16 protein-coding genes, 1 rRNA gene and 2 pseudogenes are annotated in these 19877 nt (G+C 60.3%); 11 read left to right on the forward strand and 8 right to left on the reverse strand.

The features are described from left to right. Positions 1–2 precede the first annotated feature (2 nt). The 4 genes from rrf to KGB07_RS23440 all read left to right on the forward strand — a co-directional run bounded on the left by rrf (position 3) and on the right by KGB07_RS23440 (position 3830). Positions 3–118 (forward strand): 5S ribosomal RNA (gene rrf, locus KGB07_RS23425). A gap of 146 nt (positions 119–264) precedes the next feature. Next, complete coding sequence (locus KGB07_RS23430) at positions 265–924, forward strand: paraquat-inducible protein A (RefSeq protein WP_046043779.1); 660 nt, start codon at positions 265–267, stop codon at positions 922–924. Beyond that, complete coding sequence (locus KGB07_RS23435) at positions 911–1534, forward strand: paraquat-inducible protein A (protein ID WP_046043780.1); 624 nt, start codon at positions 911–913, stop codon at positions 1532–1534. Before KGB07_RS23430 ends, KGB07_RS23435 begins: the two co-directional genes overlap by 14 nt. After that, complete coding sequence (locus KGB07_RS23440; protein WP_046043781.1) at positions 1527–3830, forward strand: intermembrane transport protein PqiB; 2304 nt, start codon at positions 1527–1529, stop codon at positions 3828–3830. The genes KGB07_RS23435 and KGB07_RS23440 overlap by 8 nt, the downstream gene beginning before the upstream one ends. A gap of 149 nt (positions 3831–3979) precedes the next feature. Here KGB07_RS23440 and mksF read toward each other — a convergent pair whose 3' ends face one another. The 3 genes from mksF to mksB are packed head-to-tail and all read right to left on the reverse strand — an operon-like array spanning position 3980 to position 8797. After that, positions 3980–6820: an Mks condensin complex protein MksF gene (gene mksF, locus KGB07_RS23445; RefSeq protein ID WP_223466676.1), complete on the reverse strand. Its 2841-nt coding sequence runs from the start codon at positions 6818–6820 to the stop codon at positions 3980–3982. Then, positions 6817–7518: an Mks condensin complex protein MksE gene (mksE, locus tag KGB07_RS23450; protein ID WP_046043783.1), complete on the reverse strand. Its 702-nt coding sequence runs from the start codon at positions 7516–7518 to the stop codon at positions 6817–6819. The genes mksF and mksE overlap by 4 nt, the downstream gene beginning before the upstream one ends. Next, a complete protein-coding gene (mksB, locus tag KGB07_RS23455; protein ID WP_223466678.1) occupies positions 7508–8797 on the reverse strand; it encodes an Mks condensin complex protein MksB in 1290 nt (429 codons plus the stop codon). Before mksB ends, mksE begins: the two co-directional genes overlap by 11 nt. Before the next feature lie 219 nt (positions 8798–9016). Here mksB and KGB07_RS23460 point away from each other — a divergent pair, with 219 nt between their 5' ends. Beyond that, a complete protein-coding gene (locus KGB07_RS23460) occupies positions 9017–9763 on the forward strand; it encodes a hypothetical protein (protein ID WP_046043787.1) in 747 nt (248 codons plus the stop codon). Further along, positions 9756–10208 (forward strand): ribosomal protein S18-alanine N-acetyltransferase, encoded by a 453-nt coding sequence (gene rimI, locus KGB07_RS23465; protein WP_007997020.1) that lies wholly within the window; start codon positions 9756–9758, stop codon positions 10206–10208. Before KGB07_RS23460 ends, rimI begins: the two co-directional genes overlap by 8 nt. Positions 10209–10333: 125 nt before the next feature. Here the strand turns inward: rimI and KGB07_RS23470 are convergent, their stop codons facing one another. Then, the gene (locus tag KGB07_RS23470; protein WP_046043789.1) at positions 10334–10726 is read right to left on the reverse strand and encodes a hypothetical protein; all 393 of its coding nucleotides are present in this window, start codon (positions 10724–10726) and stop codon (positions 10334–10336) included. A gap of 168 nt (positions 10727–10894) precedes the next feature. On the opposite strand from KGB07_RS23470, the gene can reads away from it, so the two are divergent. Beyond that, entirely contained in the window at positions 10895–11539 is a 645-nt protein-coding gene (gene can / locus KGB07_RS23475; protein WP_008046121.1) for a carbonate dehydratase, read from the forward strand. A 9-nt stretch (positions 11540–11548) separates the two neighbouring features. On the opposite strand, the gene KGB07_RS23480 is transcribed toward can, so the two are convergent. The 3 genes from KGB07_RS23480 to KGB07_RS23490 all read right to left on the reverse strand — a co-directional run bounded on the left by KGB07_RS23480 (position 11549) and on the right by KGB07_RS23490 (position 14901). Continuing rightward, a complete protein-coding gene (locus tag KGB07_RS23480) occupies positions 11549–12070 on the reverse strand; it encodes an SET domain-containing protein (protein WP_046043790.1) in 522 nt (173 codons plus the stop codon). A 145-nt stretch (positions 12071–12215) separates the two neighbouring features. Further along, entirely contained in the window at positions 12216–13388 is a 1173-nt protein-coding gene (locus tag KGB07_RS23485) for a hypothetical protein (RefSeq protein WP_223466679.1), read from the reverse strand. Between the two features lie 94 nt (positions 13389–13482). After that, complete coding sequence (locus KGB07_RS23490; RefSeq protein ID WP_046043792.1) at positions 13483–14901, reverse strand: short-chain fatty acid transporter; 1419 nt, start codon at positions 14899–14901, stop codon at positions 13483–13485. A 201-nt stretch (positions 14902–15102) separates the two neighbouring features. Between KGB07_RS23490 and KGB07_RS23495 the strand changes: the two genes are divergently transcribed. The 3 genes and pseudogenes from KGB07_RS23495 to KGB07_RS29795 form a co-directional block, all read left to right on the forward strand. Continuing rightward, positions 15103–16416: an MFS transporter gene (locus KGB07_RS23495; RefSeq protein WP_223466680.1), complete on the forward strand. Its 1314-nt coding sequence runs from the start codon at positions 15103–15105 to the stop codon at positions 16414–16416. 208 nt (positions 16417–16624) lie between these two features. Beyond that, positions 16625–17263, forward strand: a pseudogene (locus tag KGB07_RS29790) (PAS domain-containing protein); the annotation flags it as partial. A gap of 150 nt (positions 17264–17413) precedes the next feature. Then, positions 17414–17851: pseudogene (locus KGB07_RS29795) on the forward strand (methyl-accepting chemotaxis protein); the annotation flags it as partial. A gap of 99 nt (positions 17852–17950) precedes the next feature. Here the strand turns inward: KGB07_RS29795 and KGB07_RS23510 are convergent. Further along, positions 17951–18298 (reverse strand): DUF6124 family protein, encoded by a 348-nt coding sequence (locus KGB07_RS23510; RefSeq protein WP_046043796.1) that lies wholly within the window; start codon positions 18296–18298, stop codon positions 17951–17953. 594 nt (positions 18299–18892) lie between these two features. Between KGB07_RS23510 and KGB07_RS23515 the strand changes: the two genes are divergently transcribed. Further along, positions 18893–19877: type VI secretion system Vgr family protein (locus KGB07_RS23515; protein WP_223466681.1), on the forward strand; the 985-nt coding region annotated here is incomplete at its 3' end.

Genomic DNA, 19877 nt, shown 5'->3' on the forward strand with positions numbered 1-19877 from the left:
TTCTTGACGACCATAGAGCGTTGGAACCACCTGATCCCATCCCGAACTCAGCAGTGAAACGATGCATCGCCGATGGTAGTGTGGGGTTTCCCCATGTGAGAGTAGGTCATCGTCAAGATTAAATTCCGAAACCCCAATTGCGAAAGCAGTTGGGGTTTTGTTTTTGTGCGTGAAAAAAACAGGGCTGGTCGTTGCACATTTTGCACAGTTATTTTCAGCTCATGGCACTAGAATAGGTCCAACTTTTTCAGAGTCAGAGCCTTTATGCCGGATCCGGTTGACGCCCAAGGGCTGTCAGAATTACCACTAGAAAATCTGGTTGCCTGCCATGAGTGTGACTTGCTCATGCGTAAACCTGAACTTGCCCATGGCGAAAAAGCCCTGTGCCCGCGCTGTGGCTACGAGCTTTATGCCAATCGGTACAACGTCGTACAGCGCAGTCTCGCCCTGGTCATCGCCGCCTTGTTGTTGTTTATTCCGGCGAACTTTTTACCCATCATGCAGCTCAATCTACTCGGGCAGTCTTCGCAAGACACTGTCTGGAGCGGAGTTGTGGCCCTTTTTGACACGGGCATGCAAAGCGTTTCAGTGATTGTGTTCCTGTGCAGCATGGGGATCCCGCTGCTCAAGCTATTGTGCCAACTGGCCGTATTGTTGAGTATCCGTTTCGATGTCGGACGCAGCTACGGCTTGTTGCTCTATCGCATTTATCACCATATACGCGAATGGGGGATGCTCGAGGTTTACTTCATGGGCGTACTGGTGGCGATCGTAAAACTGGCAGATATGGCAGCCATCACCGTAGGCCTCGGCCTGGCGTGCTTCATTGGTTTGTTGCTGGTTCAAGTCTGGCTGGAGGTCGTAATGTCGCCTCACCAGATCTGGCAAGCGTTATCAGGAGAGGATGCCCATGCGGGCGATTGATGCAGGCATTCTGATTTGCAAGGAATGTCATGAATTGAACAGGCAGGAAGCTGATACCGATGAGCAAGTCTGTACGCGCTGCGGAGCGCTGGTGCATGCCCGCAGCCCGAATAGCCTGGTGCGAACCTGGGCATTGCTGATTACCGCCGCCATTCTTTACATACCGGCCAACTTGTTGCCGATCATGACCGTGAACTCCCTGGGCAAAGGTGCGCCCAGCACGATCATGGCGGGTGTGATCGAGTTGGTGCACTACGGCATGTTCCCCATTGCGGCCGTGGTGTTTATCGCCAGTATCCTGGTGCCCACCTTCAAGCTGGTGGGCATCGGCCTGCTGCTGTTTTCCGTGCAGCGCCGTCAGCCCCTTTCGGCTCGCCAGCGTATCTGGATGTACCGTTTCATTGAATTCATCGGCCGCTGGTCGATGCTCGATATCTTTGTGATCGCCATTCTCGTGGCGGTCGTGAATTTTGGACGGCTTGCCAGCATCGAAGCCAATCTTGGCGCCATCGCTTTCGCCACGGTGGTGATTCTGACGATGCTTGCTGCGGTAACTTTTGATCCCCGACTGATTTGGGATAACACGGAGTCGGACGACGACCATGACTGATTTGCCTGTAGCGAAAACCCGACCGGCTTCGAACTGGTCTGCCATTTGGGTGTTGCCCCTGATTGCCTTGATCATCGGCGGCTGGCTCGGCTGGCGTGCCTATAACGAGACCGGTATCGAGATTCAGGTGCGTTTTGAGAGCGGCGAGGGCATTCAGGCCAACAAGACCGAAGTTGTCTATAAGGGCATGTCGGTCGGCAAGGTCAAACGCCTCAAGCTTGATGACGAAGGCAGTTCCAAAGGCGTGATCGCCAGCATCGAAATGAACAAGGACGTAGAGCAATACCTGCGGACCAGCACGCGTTTCTGGCTGGTCAAGCCGAGCGTTACGCTGGCAGGGATTACCGGTCTTGAGACGCTGGTTTCAGGTAACTATGTCGCCATCAGCCCGGGGGAAGGCGAGCCGGTCCGCAAGTTCAAGGCCCTGGCCCAGGAACCGCCACTTTCCGATGCCCAGCCCGGCCTGCACTTGACCATCAAGGCTGACCGCCTGGGTTCGCTGAACCGTGGCAGTCCGGTGTTCTACAAACAAATCAAAGTGGGCCAGATCAAAAGCTATGTGTTGTCCGAGGACCAGAGCACCGTCGAGCTCAAGGTCTTCATTGAGCCGACTTACGCCAAACTGGTGCGCAAGCACACACGTTTCTGGAACGCCAGCGGCATCAGCATCGATGCCAATCTGTCGGGTGTGAAGGTTCGCAGTGAATCCCTGGCCAGCATCGTCGCCGGCGGCATTGCCTTCGCCACCCCGGAAAACCGCAAGGACAGCCCGCCTACCGACCCAAGCCTGCCGTTCAGGCTCTATGAAGACTTCGATGCAGCGGCGGCCGGTATCCGGGTCAAGGTCAAGCTCAGCGACTTCGAAGGCTTGCAGGCCGGTCGTACGCCGGTGATGTACAAAGGCATTCAGGTCGGCAATCTCAAGGCGCTGAAGGTCGATCCTGACCTGTCCGGGGCCACCGCTGAGTTGACGATGGACCCGTTGGCCGAGGATTACCTGGTCGAAGGCACCCAGTTCTGGGTGGTCAAACCGTCGATTTCCCTGGCGGGGATTACCGGCCTCGAGGCGTTGGTCAAAGGCAACTACATCGCTGTGCGGCCTGGCGACAAGGGTTCGGCGCCACAACGGGAGTTTGCGGCACGGGCCAAGGCGCCACCGCTGGATCTGCGTGCACCGGGCCTGCACCTGGTGTTGTTCACGGAAAATCTCGGCTCGCTGGAAGTCGGCAGCCCGGTTCTCTACAAACAGGTCAAAGTCGGCTCCGTACAGAGCTATCAGTTCTCACGCACCAAGAAACAACTGATCATTGGCGTGCACATCGAGAAGGAATACGAAGGCCTGGTCAACGCCTCGACGCGCTTCTGGAACGCCAGTGGCATCACCCTCACGGGCGGACTGACCGGCGGGGTCCAGGTTAAAAGCGAGTCGCTGCAGAGCTTGATGGCCGGCGGCATTGCCTTCGAGACCCCGCAGGAAAAAGCCCCGCTGCAGAAGCGTATTCCACGTTTCCGTCTGTTCGCGAACCATGAAGACGCCACGCAGAAAGGCGAAGTCATCACGCTCAAGCTCGATCGCGCTGATGGCCTGCGTACCGGCACTCCGATTCGTTTCAAGGGGCTGGATGTCGGCAAGGTGGAGGACGTTGATCTCAGCGAGGACCTGCAATCGGTGCTGCTGACCGCGCGGATTACCGAAGTGCCGGAGCGCATCGCCCGGGTCGGCAGTCAGTTCTGGGTGGTCAAGCCTGAACTGGGCCTGATCAAGACGTCCAACCTCGAAACCCTGGTAACCGGGCAATACATCGAGGTGCAACCGGCGCAGAAGAACCTGGGACCGCAGAAAAACTTTGTCGCTTTGGCCGCAGCTCCCGAAACCCCCAAGCAGGAAGCGGGATTGAGTCTGGTGCTGAGCGCAGCCCGTCGTGGTTCGCTGAAGGCCGGTGTACCAGTGACCTATCGCGAAATCACCGTGGGCAAGGTGACCGGTTATGAGCTGGGCCAGACCGCTGATCGCGTCCTGATCCATATCCTGATCGAACCGAAGTACGCGCCACTGGTACGCAGCGGTACACGGTTCTGGAACACCAGCGGTTTCGACTTCGATGTCGGTCTGTTCAGAGGTGCAACGGTGCGCACAGAATCCCTGGAGACGATGATTCAGGGCGGTGTCGCCTTTGCCACGCCGGATGGCGAACGTATGGGCAGCCCGGCGCAACCGGAGCAGACGTTCGCGTTGTTCGACAAGTTTGAAGAGGAATGGCTGGGCTGGGCGCCGAAGATATCGCTGGGTAAATAGTCTGAGGGTTATGTGGCGTCAGTGATGACGCCTTCGCGGGCTTGCCCGCGAAGAGGCCCTGAAGTTCACTGAAAAGCTAAATGACACACCTATGAAAAAGGCCGCGATCCATTGGATCGCGGCCTTTTTCATTGCCTTCGATTCAAGCCTCAGACCGCATCCAGCTCCGGTTCATCCGCTTGTTCGTTGACCGTTGCCTTTACCTGATCGTGACGACGGATGTACTTCCAGTCCGCCTCATCGATGTAGATGCCGGCCGGACCGCTGCCGCCTTCCAGGTCGATGGCGACACTGGCGCAGACCTGCGGTTTCACGCTCGCCAGGATCGGCACGAAGCCCAGTTGCAGGCTGGTTTCCAGCAATGCGGCCTGGTTCTTCTCATCGATGTCCGCCGCCTCGTCGAGGTAGTACGGCAGGCGCACGCGACCGGCCTGGTCACGGTCCATCAGGTGCAGCAACAAGTACATGTTGGTCAGCGCCTTGATGGTCATGGTGGTGCCGTTGGAAGCGGCGCCGTCGATGTCGGTGTGGATCACCGGTTGGCCGTTGACCTTGGTGATCTCGAACGCCAGTTCGAACAAGTCCTTGAGGCCGAGTTGGTTGTGGTTGGCCGCGACCAGCCGTGCCAGGTACTCCTTTGCCTCTTCGTTCTTGTTGTCCTGCTCGGCGCTTTGGCTCAGATCGAAGACCGACAGGGTTTCGCCTTCTTCGTACTGACCGGCGCTGTGGATGATCTGGTCGATGTGCTTGAGCGCTTCCTTGTTCGGGGCGAGCACGATGCGGAAGCTTTGCAGGTTGGAGACCTGGCGTTTGTTGATCTCGCGGTTGAACAGTGCCAGTTGGTGTTCGAGGCTGTCGTAGTCGCTGCGGATGTTGCGCAGGGTCCGGGCGATATCCGTCACGGCTGCACGACGAGCCTTGCCCAGGGTCAGGGCTTCGTCGGTACGGTGCGCATAGGCGTTGATCAGCAGTTGCAGGCGACGTTCCATATCGTCTTCGCTGTCGAACTTGGCCACGCCCTTGAGGCGCACCTGAGCGTACAGCGCTTCGATCTGGCCGTCGGCCCGCAGCAGGCCCTGCCAGCTGTCCTGGTAGTCATTGAGAAGCGGCAGCAGGTTGTCCATGGAATCGTCGATCGGGTCCATGAACGGCGTGCCGAACGGCAGGTCCGCCGGCAACAACTGACGGCGGCGCAGGGCGTCGTCGAGGGTGCGTTGCTTGGCTTCCATGTCGCCGATCTGGCGGCCGACCAGTTGCAGCTTGGCCGACAGTTGCTGGACGCGCTCGGTGAAGGCGTCGCTGGAGCGCTTCAGCTCGTCCTGCGCCGCTTCCATCTGCGCCAACTGTTCCAGCTTGTCGCCTTCCTCGGCGCTCAAGGTTTGCGCGCGACGGAAATCCTCCAGGGCTTTCTGCGCATCCAGCACTTGCTGGTACAGCACTTCGGTCTGGGTCTTGCTCGCGGCGCGGTCGGCGGCCACGGCTTGCTGGGTTTTCAGTTGCTTGAGTTCTTTGTCCAGGCGTTCCTTCTGGTCGCGCAGGGCCGCACGGTCAGCCAGGGCCTGCAATGCCGGCGGCTCGATGTGCGAGATGTCGATGGACAGGCCCGGCACTTCGAAACGTTCACCTTTGAAGCCGTCGAGGATCAGTTCTACGGACTTCACCCAGTCGCCGTTCTCGTCGAGGGTGATGCCGTGTTCGCCCAATGGCAGGCTGAACAGCGCGCTGTTGAACAAGCGCATCAGGCGCTCGACGTCTTGCTGCGAGAATTCTTCGCGCAGGCGGGCGTAGCTGTTGTTGTCGGCGTGATCGAGTTGCTGCTTGACCGACTTCAGGCGTTTTTCCAGATCGCGCAGACGCTCTTCGAGGTCTTCGGCGCTGAACTGTCGGGACTGCGCCAGCGCACCAGCCAGTTCGTCGTGGGCATCCTTGGCGGCCAGCAGTTGCTGCTCCAGCACCTTGACGTCATCGACCAGGGCGAAGCGATGCTTGAGCACCGACAGTTCGCCGAGCCAGCGCTGGATGCCGGTGATTTCCCGCTCCAGACGCATCAGTTCCTGGGTGCCACCGCGCTGGTCGTTTTGCAGGGCGTCCTGCTCGTTGCGGTAGTGCTCGGCCTGAATGGTCAGCTCTTCCTTGCGCGCACTGGCGTAGTCCGACCATGTGCCCAGCAAGGAGTCGAGCAGTGGCGAGATCCGGTGCAGCTTGCCGCGCAGGATGTCGCGTTGCTTCACACCGTTGGCCAGGGCTTCGACCAGCGGGCCTGCGGCGACCAGCGAGTTGTAGTCCTGCTCCATGCGTCGTACATCGCGGAACGCTTCTTCGCACGCGGCGATGTAGTCGACGCTGCCGGAACGCAGGCTGTGTTCGAAGGCATCGAGGAACAGTTGCTTGAGCTTGGCCGCGGTGATTTCGCGCATGTGCAGCAGGTTGATGAACAGCGCGCGGAAGGTCTTCAGGCTCTGCTCGCTGGTGGAGCGCAATGGAATCAGCGTCAGGTCCAGCGGGATCGAGGTGTGACCGCCGACCAGCAAACGGCGCAGTTCGTCCGGCTTGAGTTCGTAGGCTTTCAGGCCTTCGCGCTCGAGGTTGGTGAACAGTTCTTTCTGGCGCAGGCAGGTATCGTTTTTCTGGTAGTGGGCCAGGTCCAGCTTGCCGGCATAGGCAAAGAACTGGTGACCGAAGCCGCCGCCTGGGCCGCGGCCGACCACACCGATCACGTGGGGGCCGTGGGGCAGGTTCACTTCCACCAAGATGTAACTGGTGTCCGAGGCGAAGTAGAAGCGCCGGGATTGCTCCAGGCTGTACTTGCCGAAGCTCATGTCCGACATGCGCGCCAGGATCGGGAACTGCAAGGCGTTGATCGAGGCGGATTTACCGAGGTTGTTCGCGCCGTAGACCGACAGCGGCTCTTCCAGCGGGAACAGGCCGAGGCTGTAGCCGGCGGTGTTCAAAAGGGCAAAGCGGCGGATGCCGTAACGTTCCTTGCTCATGCGTCGAGCTCCTGTTCTTCGGCGATGGCGCGGGCCAGGGCGTCTTCTTCGCTTTCATCTTCAAATTCTGCGAGGTCGAGCGGGTCGTCGGTCTGCAGCAGTTTTTCGTCGCTGTCTTCGTCGATCAGCACCGGCACCGGCAACGGCAGGACGCTGTGCAGGCTGGCGGCCAGATCGCGGTCCTGCTGCACCGACAGGCACACATCGAGGAAACGGTGCATCGGCGGCAGGAAACGGTAGATACCGTTTTCTTCGCTGGCAAAGCCGAGCTGGGTCATGCGGCGCATGATCTTTTCTTCCAGCTCGTCCTGGGTCTGTACTTCGGCCTGGATGAACAGGTCGCGGTACTTTTCCAGCAACGACGGCAGCTCGTCGCGGCCGAGGCTGCCGCCGTCAAGCACGGAGATCGGGTCGCGGCCCTGGTCGGCCAGGTGCTCGACGAGGATGAAGGTGAACAGCGCCAGACGCTGCGCGGTCTTGTTCACCGTGGCGGCAGCGAGGTCCGGCACGAAGTAGTAGAAACCGCGGGTATCGCACACCAGTTCAAAGCCCAGGGCCTTGAACAGCGTGCGGTATTGGTCCTGAAAGTTCGACAACTGTGCGTACAGCTCCGGATCGCGGCGGCTGACGTGGTAACCCTTGAACAGCTCGCGAAAGATCGGTGCCAGATGGGACAGTTCGGATAGATCAAGTTGCATAGGAAGTACTTGCATGGAGGGTGCTCGCAGAATTCTCGGTGCCGTCGCTGACCGAGAGCAGGGCGAAGGAGCGCAGGCTGACCTGGTGCTCGTGAGTATGGTATTGGCGACGTTCCAGACGCTCGCGCTTGAAGCGTTTCTCCCGCGACAGGCGCGAGAACCAGTACAGCAATTCGTCGGTGGCGCCGTCCGGTTCCTGCTCCAGCAGCCAGGTCATCAGGTCCGGCATCGGCAGGGCGTCTTCGCAGCGTTCGAGCATTTCCCGAACGGTGCGTGGCGCCCGTGGTGCTTCGCCTTTCTGGGTCTTGTGCGCCTTGGGGAAGCGCGCCGGTTTCGGTTCGAAACGGGCCAACGCATAAACGTAGGCTTCGACCTGACTGGCACTACCGAGGAAGGTGCTCTGTGGGCGAGTGAACATCGGCATCGCCGCTTGTGGCACGGCATCGATGCCCTTGCGACGGATCATCGACAAGGCCAATGCGGCGCCACGGGTCACGGCGTTGTGCCGGCGCGCTTCCTCACGCAGCGGCAGCAGCAGTTCGCGGGCGTGACGCAGGGTCAGCTGGGCGCTGGTCTGCATTTCGAGGATGCGCGCGTGGGTGCGCAGCAGCATGTCGTCGTCGACCAGGTGGCCGAGGCGTTGCTGTTCGCTGAGCATCTTCAGCAGCACGGTTTCGACCTTGCGCACGCCTTGTTCGAAGGCGCCGTCGGCATTCACCAGATCAATCATCGGCTCGACGTATTCGTCCCAGGTCGCCAGCACTTCAGCGTAACGCTGGCGCAACGGAATCTGTCGATCGCTGGTTTTCGCCCGTTCGGCGACGGCCACCAGTGCCTGTTCGTCGTTATCGAGTTTTTTCAGCACGTCCCGCACGCGCATGTCGAGCAGTCGCAACTGGCGGGCCAGGTCATTGCCGTCGCGGATATCGAACGCGTCCTGGATATAACCGGCCAGACGCTCGAGGTGGCGCAGGTAGGCTTCGATTTCCAGGCACAGGCCCAGCCGGTGTTCGCGGCGCAGGTAGGCGAGGAAGTCGTGAATCTGCGCATTGAGCTCGAAACGGTTCGGGCTTTTGGCCACGGGAACCAGAATATCGAGGCGAATCCACACATCCAGCAGGCTGGTGATGTCCTGCGGCGTACTATCGAATTGCTGGGCGGCCAGTTGCGTGCGCAGTTCGTTCAGGCTCAGTGTGCCTTGGTCGAAGTGCTCGCACAGTGGCTCCAGAAGTGCCCAGTGTTCAGCGAGGGCGCGCAAGACGCGCTTGGGTTCGATCATCGGAATGGCCGGCTGGTTGGCGATTAAAAGCGGCGATTGTACTGCATCGGGGGCAATGCGATTCAATCTCGGGACGGGCTGTCGACTTCTTTTCGGTAAAGTGCATCGATCAACTGCGGGCGATCTTGAGCGAACGGCGGTAGAATCAGCGCACTTTAGTTATCCACAAGTGGCCGACCTTTGCTTATCGAGTCCCGTCGTCGCGCTTATCTGGCCGCCATGCAGGTGGTCAACTGGCTGCCGCGCACCGAATTGCCCTTTGCCGCGCCGTCGCGCCCCGAGCTGCTGGAGATCCCCGAGCCGGTTGTGGTCGCGCCTGTTGTGCCCGCAGTTGTGGCTCAGACGCCCGTGGCGCCTGTGGTCAAGCCGGCCGAGCGGGCGAAGATCGAGGTGCCGCGACCATCGCTGGCGAGCACCCGCGCCGGGGCCAAACCGGTGGAAGAGGCCGAAGAGGCCCCGGTCGTGGTCAAGGCGCCGATCGTGCCGCCGCCGCGTTTCGCCCTGCAATTGCTGCGGGCCGGGCGTTGCCTGCTGTTGGTGGAGTTACCCACAGGTGAATCCTTCCAGACGCGCGATCCTGCCTACCTGCTGCTCAAGGACATGCTGCGCGCCGCCGGTCTGCCGGACAGCCCGCAGATCGTCGGTGAACCGGTGCGTTGGCCGCTGCTGGTGCGTGGCACGATGGATCAGGGCCCGGAAGCGGCCCGCGACTTCGTGCAAGGTTTTCTCTCGGTGCGCATGGAAGAAACGCCCTGCGCCTGCTTGTGGCTGATCGGCCTGCCCGCAGTGCGATTTGCCGGCGAAGCGGATGCCGAGGCGTTCAACCGCGAATTGCAGATCGAAGGCCTGGGCTCGGCCTGGGCGGTGCCGGGCCTGGAATTATTAATGGAAGAGCCACAGCGTAAGGCTGATGTCTGGCAAGCCATGCGTCGGCTGATGGCGCGCTGGAAAGAATCGAATGAGTGACGCTGTATCGTTTCGCCCGATGACCGAGGCGGACCTGGAAACTGTACTGAAAATCGAATACGCGGCCTACAGCCATCCCTGGACCCGCGGGATTTTCCTCGACGGCCTGGGCAAGTATCAGATCTGGCTGATGTTCGAAGGTCAGCAACAGGTCGGCCACGGTGTGGTGCAGATCATCCTCGACGAGGCGCACCTGCTGAACATTACGGTCAAGCCGGAAAACCAGGGCCGTGGCCTGGGGCTGACATTGCTTGAGCATTTGATGTCGATTGCCTACAAGGCCGACGCCCGGGAGTGTTTCCTGGAAGTGCGCGACAGCAATACCGCGGCGTTCAGGCTGTATGAGCGCTATGGTTTCAACGAGATCGGCCGGCGTCGGGATTACTACCCGGCGGTGGGCGGGCGCGAAGATGCGGTGGTCATGGCCTGCACTTTGGTGGATTGAGACATACCCGTCTGTGGCGAGGGAGCTTGCTCCCGCTGGGTCGCGAAGCGGCCCCCGAGAGCAATGGGGGATGTGATTTGCGATTGCTTCGCAGCCGAACGGGAGCAAGCTCCCTCGCCACAGGATCAACGTTTTTTGTCGAGAGGATCGCGCAGCGCCAGTTCAGCCTCATCCAGCCCATTGCCACCGCCAATATCGTCCTCATCGACAATGCTCAGGTCCCAATCCGCGCGGCTATCATTGCCCGCTTCATGGGCATCCCGGGCGCCGTCTTCACGGATCAGGGTTTCCGGGCTCAGGTCGTCGTCGGTCGGTTGATGGTCACCGGTCTGGCCCGCTTCACCACCGCGCTGGCGTGGCATCCGTTGCTCGCGCTCCTTTTCCGGCAGTTCGTCACCGATTCTGGCGCTGGGTTCTTCGGTGTCGAAATCCAGCTCACGCACCGAGCCCATGCGGTCTTCGTTGTCATCGACGGGTTCCGGTTGCACCGCATCGTACGGACGTCGTGAATCATTCATGGTAATTCCTCATACTGTAGGCCTTACTACGGTTGACCTACTTGGCGACCGAGAATTCCACCGGCATGGAGCCCCGTGTACCGGATCAGGAGAGCATCTGCATTTCGCGCGTGACCCCGACGGGCGGTTGTCAGTCAAAGCTGCGCATCATTCTTGAGGCTTCAAAGCATGAACGAATTACAAGATCTGATTGATAACAACGAGCGTTGGGCCGCTGCGATCAAGGAGGAAGATCCTGACTTCTTCGCCAAGCTGGCTCGCCAACAGACCCCTGAGTTCCTGTGGATCGGTTGTTCCGACGCCCGGGTGCCGGCCAACGAGATCGTCGGCATGCTGCCGGGCGATCTGTTCGTACACCGTAATGTGGCCAACGTCGTGCTGCACACCGACCTCAACTGCCTGTCGGTGATTCAGTACGCGGTCGATGTACTCAAGGTTAAGCACATTCTGGTCACCGGCCATTATGGCTGCGGCGGTGTGCGCGCTTCGATGCAGGATCGACAATTCGGCCTGATCGACGGCTGGCTGCGTTCGATTCGCGATCTCTATTATGAAAAACGCGAAGAACTGGCCAAATACGCCACCGAAGAGGAGCGCGTCGACCGCCTCTGCGAACTCAACGTGATCCAGCAGGTGGCCAACGTCGGTCACACCAGCATTGTGCAAAACGCCTGGCACCGCGGGCAGAGCCTGTCGATCCACGGCTGCATCTACGGCATCAAGGATGGCCGCTGGAAGAGCCTGAATGCGACTATCAGCGGTTTCGAGCAACTGCCTCCGCAGTACCGCCTGCGTCCGTTCGAGCCTCTGTGAAACCCTTCGTTACAGACTTCGCCGACGCCACTGCTGCAAAAACAGCTGGCCGTCGGCGTTCGGCTCTTCATCGTAGCCGGTAATCCAGCCACGGCACTCGTATGAGCCGCACTGGCAGGCGAACTGGCGTTGCAGTTTGTCTTCGCTGGCGGCGAAGTCCATGGTCAGCCAGTCACCCTTGTTGATGTCCTTCAGCGTCCATAACCACAACTCACTCAAGTCCAGAAAGACATTGGGGTCGCAGGAGTGTCGCAACAGTCCGCAGAAGCGCGGGTCGTAGACGTGCACACCCGGGGCGAGCTGGCGGGTATGCCGGCAGCGATAGGGCAGCAAGTGCCCCGACGCCCGGCAGAGACGAGTGATTCGCGGGAATTCGCGCCGCGCGGCAATAGCCGTGGCTTCGCCCTTGGCGTTTTCAATGATTTCGAAGTCGGCCAGGGAAGGAAATCCCAGGTGAACGGGCAGCTCCGAAAAGGGGTAAACACCTTGCGGCGGTTGTGGGCGTTTTCGTTGAGAGGCGTGAGCTTTCATAACGATCCCTGTCTGCTGGGTGCTGCGACTTCCTTGCGTCGACGGTCCTGTCGGCACAGCAGCACATGGGTTCAGCCCAAGCCTCTCGCAGTTACTACAGACGGTCTACTGTCATAAGTGACAGATTAGGCCGCCATTCATCGGGTTAAAACGGCGGAGCAGGTTTCGCCGTGGCTGGCGCCGGGGTCTTGAGCTGTTTGAGCTGTGACACGATCGAAGCTGTCGCGCATTTACCCACAGCCTGTTGGGGCGACAGGTTGCGGATCGAGGTATAGAACAGCTCACAGGTTTTTTCTTTCTGGGCCACTTGCCAGGTTTGCCGGCAGGTATTGAGCTCAAGGTCTGGATTGCTGTCCGGTTGGCGGCCCATGGTGGCCTGCCAGCACGCAGCACTCAAATCCTGGCCCATGACTTTCAGGCCTGCCGCATCGGCCTTGGCCTGGGCGTCACTGCCGGTGTAGCTTGCCGGATCGGCGGCATACCAAATGTAGCTCGGGTGGTTGGAGCCCAACACGGGGACCTTCACGCCGTTGTCCGGGGAGATCTGGACCAGGCTCAACACGTTCACCGTCTGCCCGTATTGCTCTTTGATCCAGTTACGCACCGGTGTACCGAAGGCGACTATGGGCAGGGCTGCGCCGCTGGCGTTCAGGCTGATTTCCTTGACCATGGTGGTCTGGTAATCCTTGAAGTAGCCGTAGACGCCTTCGAGGTCCTTGCCCGCGTTGGACGGCGCGGCAATCGGGGCGATGTCGATGATTGTCTGGTAGCCCGGCGTCTGCCCGGCCGGGATGCCGTTGGCGGTCAGCAGCGTGGCCCAGCGATCCGTGGTGGCGGACTTCAGGTAATCCTGGGCCTGGGTCAGCGAATAGTCTGGCGGGAAGTGCAGCAGTTCGACGCTTTTGCGGTTTTCCAGGGCCATGCCCAGCGGTAGGAACAGATACCAGCTGTACGCCCACTTGCCATCGGCATTCAGTTTGCTGGCGCCGTTGTAGGCCAGGTCTCCGGCGTCGAGTATCGCGGCCAAGGGCTTTTCATAGCCGTTGGGCACGCCGATTATTTCTGCGTGGAGCTGACCGTTGTCGGTCTTGACCAGAACCTTCGCCTCGCTGTAGCCATCACGCTGCACGCTTTGGGTCAGGTAATGCTCGACGGTTTGCTCAAGCGTCCAGTTGCGAAAGCAGATCACGTTACAGTTGTTGGGGTAGGCGAAGAGGCGGGTAACGCGTTCGGTCGTGCCCAGCTTCAAATTGACATCGGCGTGGGCGGTGGTGCTCAGGGTGAGGGCTGCGAGGGTGAGTGCCGCGAGTTTGAACATGCTCAGATCCTTTTCAGCGTATTAAGACCAGCAGTTACTGAAACAGACAGGGCGGAACAAAAAGGGCCGATATCAATACCGGCCCTTTTTATGGTTACGGCATGACCGGCGGCAAATACGCCAGCGTCGTCCCCAGTGCCCATAACAACACTAGCACCAGCGGCGTGTGCACCAGCAACTGCACGAACGAGAAGCCGATCAGGTCTCGCGCCTTCAACCCCAGCACGCCCAACAACGGCAGCATGTAGAACGGGTTGATCAGGTTCGGCAAGGCTTCGGCGGCGTTGTAGATCTGTACCGCCCAGCCCAGGTGATAGTTCAGGTCATTGGCCACCTGCATCACGTACGGCGCCTCGATGATCCACTTGCCGCCACCGGACGGTATGAAGAAGCCGAGGATCGCCGAGTACACGCCCATCAACAGGGCATAGGTGTCGTGGGAGGCGATGCTGACGAAAAAGGTCGAGATGTGGTGTGCCAGGGTCTGCGCATCGGCGCCCTTGACCGTGGTCATCAGCGCGGCGATCGAGCCGTACAGCGGGAACTGGATCAACACACCGGTGGTGGTCGGCACTGCGCGGGACACGGCGTCCAGAAAGCTGCGCGGACGCCAGTGCAGCAGGGCGCCGAGCATGATGAACAGGAAGTTGTAGGTGTTCAGCCCGGAAATCGCACTGATTGCCGGTTTGGTCGAGAACTCGTGGAACAGCCAGCCACCGGCCAGCAGCACCAGCAGGATCATCAGCAGCGGGCTGTATTCCAGCCATTCGCCGGGACGGGTGCGCGGTTGCAGCGGCGGCAGGTTGAAACTCGGATCGACGCCGCAGGCCTTGGCGTCACGTGCCGAGTTCGGGCCTGGCGCGGTGGCGTAGGCGATGATCAGCGAAATCACGATCAACGCCAGCAGCATGGCACCGGACTGCCAGAGGAAAATCGTCTGCGTGAACGGAATCACCCCGGTGATCGACAGAATCGATGGCGGCAGGCTGGCCGGATTGGCCTGCAATTGTGCGGCCGATGACGACAGGCCCAAGGCCCACACCGCGCCCAGCCCCAGATAGGCGGCAGCACCAGCAGCGCGGTAGTCCATCTTCAGATCGGTACGACGGGCAAGGGCGCGCACCAGCAAACCACCGAACACCAGGGACAGGCCCCAGTTCAGCAACGACGCGACCATCGAGATCAGCGCGACCCAGGCCACGGCGGAGCGGCCGTTTTTCGGCAGTTTGGCCAGACGGTCAATCAGCTTCACCGCTGGCGGCGAACTGGCGACCACATAACCGCCGATCACCACGAAGGCCATCTGCATGGTGAAGGGGATCAGGCTCCAGAAGCCATCACCAAAGGCCATCGCGGCGTCGGTGGGCTTTGCACCCATTGCGATGGTGGCCAGGGCCACGATAATCACCGCCAGGGCAGCAAACACCCAGGAGTCGGGAAACCAGCGTTCGGCAAAACTTGAGCAGCGCAGGGCAAAGCGGGCGGAGCGACTATCTTCGATATCAGCGGCCACGGGGGGTACCTCGGATTTTTATGTTTGTTGTGGTCTTCGGGGCAGTAACCGCCCGTCTGGACAGACGCCAACATTAATTCAAGCCGAGGATTTTTGCGGGGCTGTTTCGTGGCTATGGGACTTTGGTCTAACGGGTTGTCCGTCGGTGCATTTGCGTAGACCATGGGCGCCTTGGTTTTTGCCTGTGCCAGAGTTCTTTTCATGACTGCCAACACCGATTCGCGCCCGACGCCGTTCAACCGCTCGGACTACAAGACCCTGGGGCTCGCCGCTCTTGGCGGGGCGCTGGAAATCTACGATTTCATCATCTTCGTGTTTTTTGCCCTGACCCTCAGCCAGTTGTTCTTCCCGCCGGAAATGCCCGAGTGGCTGCGCCTGCTGCAAAGCTTCGGGATCTTCGTCACCGGTTACCTGGCGCGACCGTTGGGCGGCATCCTGATGGCGCATTTCGCCGACCGTCTGGGGCGCAAGAAAGTCTTCAGCCTGAGCATCCTGATGATGGCGTTGCCTTGCCTGCTGATCGGGATCATGCCGACCTACGCGCAAATCGGCTATTTCGCCCCCTTGCTGCTGTTGGCTCTGCGCATTCTCCAGGGCGCGGCGGTGGGCGGTGAGGTGCCCAGTGCCTGGGTGTTCGTCGCCGAGCACGCACCCATCGCCCATCGCGGCTATGCCCTGGGTTTCTTGCAGGCGGGGCTGACATTCGGTTATTTGATCGGCGCATTGACCGCCACCTTCCTGGCACAGGCGTTCACTGCGGCGGAAATCCTCGATTACGCCTGGCGTTACCCCTTCCTGCTGGGCGGCGTGTTTGGCGTGATTGGCGTCTGGCTGCGTCGCTGGCTCAGCGAAACCCCGGTGTTCACGGCCATGCAGGCGCAACGCGAGGCGGCCGGCGAACTGCCGCTGCGCACGGTCTTGCGCGAGCATCGCCTGGCCATTTTGCCGGCGATGATTCTTACCTGTGTGCTGACCTCGGCCGTGGTGGTGTTCGTGGTCATCACCCCGACCATGATGCAGAAAACCTTTGGCATGAGCGCCAGCCATACCTTCGCCTTGAGCGCACTGGGCATCGTGTTCTTGAACATCGGCTGCGTGCTCGCCGGGCTGCTGGTCGATCGCATCGGCGCCTGGCGCACGGTGATGCTCTATAGCCTGCTGCTGCCGCTGGGCATCGGCGTGCTGTATGCCAGCCTGATCATGGGCGGCGACTGGATCGGTTTGGCCTACGCCGTGGCAGGGTTGTCCTGCGGGGTGGTCGGCGCGGTGCCATCGGTGATGGTCAGCCTGTTTCCGGCGCGGATTCGCGTCTCGGGCATCTCGTTCACCTACAACATTGCCTACGCCGCATGGGCGAGTGTCACGCCGCTGTTGTTGATCGGCCTGATGCCGTGGAGTCCATGGATCTGCGTGATGTTCAGTGCGGTGATGGGGGTGGTGGGCGTGGGCAGCGCGGCTTATTTCGGTACACGGATGCCGAGAATCGCAGGCTGTTCCACTGCTGGCGCGCATTGATTGTGCGCATCACGACTATTTTTTGTAGGACAAGCCCGGAACACGCTTAAGTAAATGTTTCCAAGGCCGATGGTTAGGCTGCATATCGCTTTCTACCCATGTCCATCGGTGCTTTCCCATGTTCAATAAACGCTTGAAGCAGGAGCTGTCGGCTCTTCGTGAAGAACTCTCCAGCCTTCAGCAAGTGAAGGAAAGTCTGGAAAGCGAGATGCTGGTGCTGACCCTCGACAGCGATGGACGGGTTCAGTCGGTCAATCAGAACTTCCTTGGCGAAATGCATTACAAGAGCGGCGATCTGATTGGCCGACACATCGACGACCTGGTCCCGGACCACGTGAAATCCGATGAATTCCAGCAGCGTTTCAAGAGCGCGCTGACCCGTGGCGAGCACTTCGCCGGCGCAGTGCGCCTGTTGCGCGGTACCGGCCAGGAAGCGTGGTTGCGTTCGATCCTGCAACCGGTGCGCTCGGCAGATGGGCGGATCAGGCATTTTTCGATTTTCTCCAGCGACCTTACCCGCACCATCGAGGCCTCCCGCGAACACGAGAACCTGATCGGCGCGCTGGTGCGCTCTACAGCGGTGATCGAATTCGACCTCAATGGCAACGTGCTGACCGCCAACGACCGCTTCCTCAGTGGCATGGCTTACAGCCTGGCGCAGATCAAAGGCAAGCATCACCGCACCTTCTGCCTGCCGGAGGAGTACAACAGTGCCGAGTACCAGGACTTCTGGCGTCGCCTGAACGCGGGCGAGTACGTAGCCGACCGTTTCAAACGTGTCGACAGCCATGGTCGTACGGTCTGGCTGGAGGCGTCCTACAACCCGGTGGCCGATGCCAACAACAAGCTCTACAAGGTGGTGAAGTTCGCCACGGTGATTACCGATCAGGTCAATCAGGAACAAGCCGTCGCCGAGGCCGCCAACATTGCCTACAGCACCTCGCAGCAAACCGACCAAAGCGCCCAGCGCGGTAACGCCGTGGTGACCCAGGCCGTGGACGTGATGCGCGACCTGGCCAGGCATATGCAAACCGCTGGTGATGGCATCGAAGCCCTGAACGAGCAATCGCTGGTGATCGGTACCATTGTCAAAACCATCAGCGGCATTGCCGAGCAGACCAACCTGCTGGCGCTCAACGCGGCCATCGAAGCGGCCCGTGCGGGCGAGCAGGGGCGGGGCTTCGCCGTGGTGGCGGATGAGGTTCGGCAACTGGCTTCGCGCACCAGCCAGGCCACCGACGAAATCGTCCTCGTGGTGCGGCAGAACCAGGACATGGCGCGCAACGCCGTGGCCCTGATGACCGACGGCAAGCTTCAGGCCGAACAGGGCCTGGCGCTGGCGGCGGAAGCGGGCACGGTGATCGTCGAGATCCAGGACGGCGCGCAGAAAGTGGTCAATGCGGTGGGGCAGTTTGCCAATCAGTTGTCCAACTAGTGTCTAATCGTTAAGAGATCGCAGCAGCAACTCCTACAGGATGTACGTCAATCCAATGTAGGAGCTGCCGCAGACTGCGATCTTTTGATCTTTTGATTTCTATTCGGGCGGATCAATCCGATACAGCGCCCGGTTCACCGCCAGTTCCCCCAGCATGATGACTTGGGCAATCCCCAGCAGGGTATTGCGACTTGTCCCCTCCGTACGATCCGCCAGATCCATGGTCATGACATTGGCCGATGCCAGTGACTCGCAGGCATGAGTGAGTAGGGTTTCGGCATGGAGGTCCGTGTTGACGATAAACATGGTGCAGAGCTTGCGTGGGGTGGCGCGGATGTCAGCGGCTGAGGGGATACGTTCGGACGGCTCGTGAAGTGTATTTGAATCGAGGGTTTCTGAAGACGTTTCCGGATCGGTTTCCGGGGGGTTAGGTGTCGGTTTGAACATAGATGAAACTCCATATGGGATTGATGGAGTCATCACCCTCGCTACCAAACGAAAGGTGGTGACCATGCGAAGGTTGGTAGACCGGCCCATATGGCAAACCCGGCGCACCCGAGGGTGCCCTGCGCATGGTCGCCATTGATACAAGTGCCGTAGAAAAGCACCTGGAAATGGTGACGCTATACGCCATATGAGGACGGGCTACCAAACCCGATCGCTGTTTTTTTTCAGCGACCAGCAAACGATAAAACCCAGCCCCAAGGCGTACAAGCCGGCGGATTCTGGAGTATGTGTAGGCAACGACGCAAGGCGCTGTGGCTTTCACGAAGTAACCTTGAGGGCTTTTAAACACGCAGGGTTTGCGCTCTGGAGTAGCGTTCGACCCGAACGGTTTAACCCTGTCAAAAAGCAGCCGCGGCACTGGGCGCCGACAAGATAGCGAACGGTCCTACAGGTTAGTGGTGTTAACACTCGGACGCATCCTACGAGTGCGCCGGAAGCATCCTATATCAACCTTTTTTTCCTTCCTGAAAGCTGTCGAGCGCTTGAACGGGGATGGAAATGAAGCCTCCCCCAATGTCCCAGGGAGGTCCGTACTTGAACACCATTCTGCCCGTCTTCTTCGACCACAACCGCCACACACTCAAGATCGACCAGCTCGACACCCACCTCGACGTCCTCGCCTTCGAGGGCCATGAGTACCTTAGCCAACCCTACCTCTACCGCATCGAATTCACCGCCAGCGACCTCGACATCGGCGCGGAAAAATTCATCGGCCAGTTCGCTGAGTTCAGCCTGTACGACGCACCGTCCAACGTGCCCGTGTTCGACTGGGAAGTGCCCAAGCCACCCACACCGATGCGCACGCTGTACGGCCGCATCACCGGCTGCCAGCGCCTGTCCGGCTCAATCGACGAAGCCCGCTACGAAGTCACCCTGCAACCGCGCCTGGCCCTGCTCGATCGCGGCCAGCAAACGCGGATCTATCAGCACCAGTCCGTGCCAGACATCGTCAAAAGCATTCTGCGCGACCGCCACGGTCTGGACACCGGGCACTTTCGCTTCAACCTCAAGCGCGAGTACCCGCAGCGCGAGCAGGTGATGCAGTACCAGGAAAGCGACCTGGCTTTCATCAGCCGGATCCTGGCCGAGGTCGGCATCTGGTACCGCTGCATCCAGCACGAAGAGCTCGCCTTCGACGTCGTCGAGTTCTGCGACGACCAGCGCTGCTACCAGTTCGACGTCGAGCTGCCGCTGCACTCGCCCTCGGGCTTCAGCAACAGCGAGCAGGACAGCGTCTGGGCCCTGCAAACCCGCCATCGGGTGGTGGAACAGCACGTCAGCGTACGCGCCTATCACCCCGACGACAGCCGCGCCTGGCTCGACGGCGAGGTCGACCAGACCCTCGGCGAGCCCACCACTCACGGCGTGGCCACGACCCGTGGCGTCGCCGATAACACCTACGGCGACGCCTACCACTACGCCGAACCCTACCGCGTGCTCGGCAAGTCCCACCTGCGCGACGAAGACCTGCAAAGCGAAAGCGGCTTTTTCTATGCGCGCCTGCGCCACGAACGCTACC

It is taken from the genome of Pseudomonas sp. GL-RE-26 (genome assembly GCF_019956275.1).
Lineage (GTDB): Bacteria > Pseudomonadota > Gammaproteobacteria > Pseudomonadales > Pseudomonadaceae > Aquipseudomonas > Aquipseudomonas grandcourensis.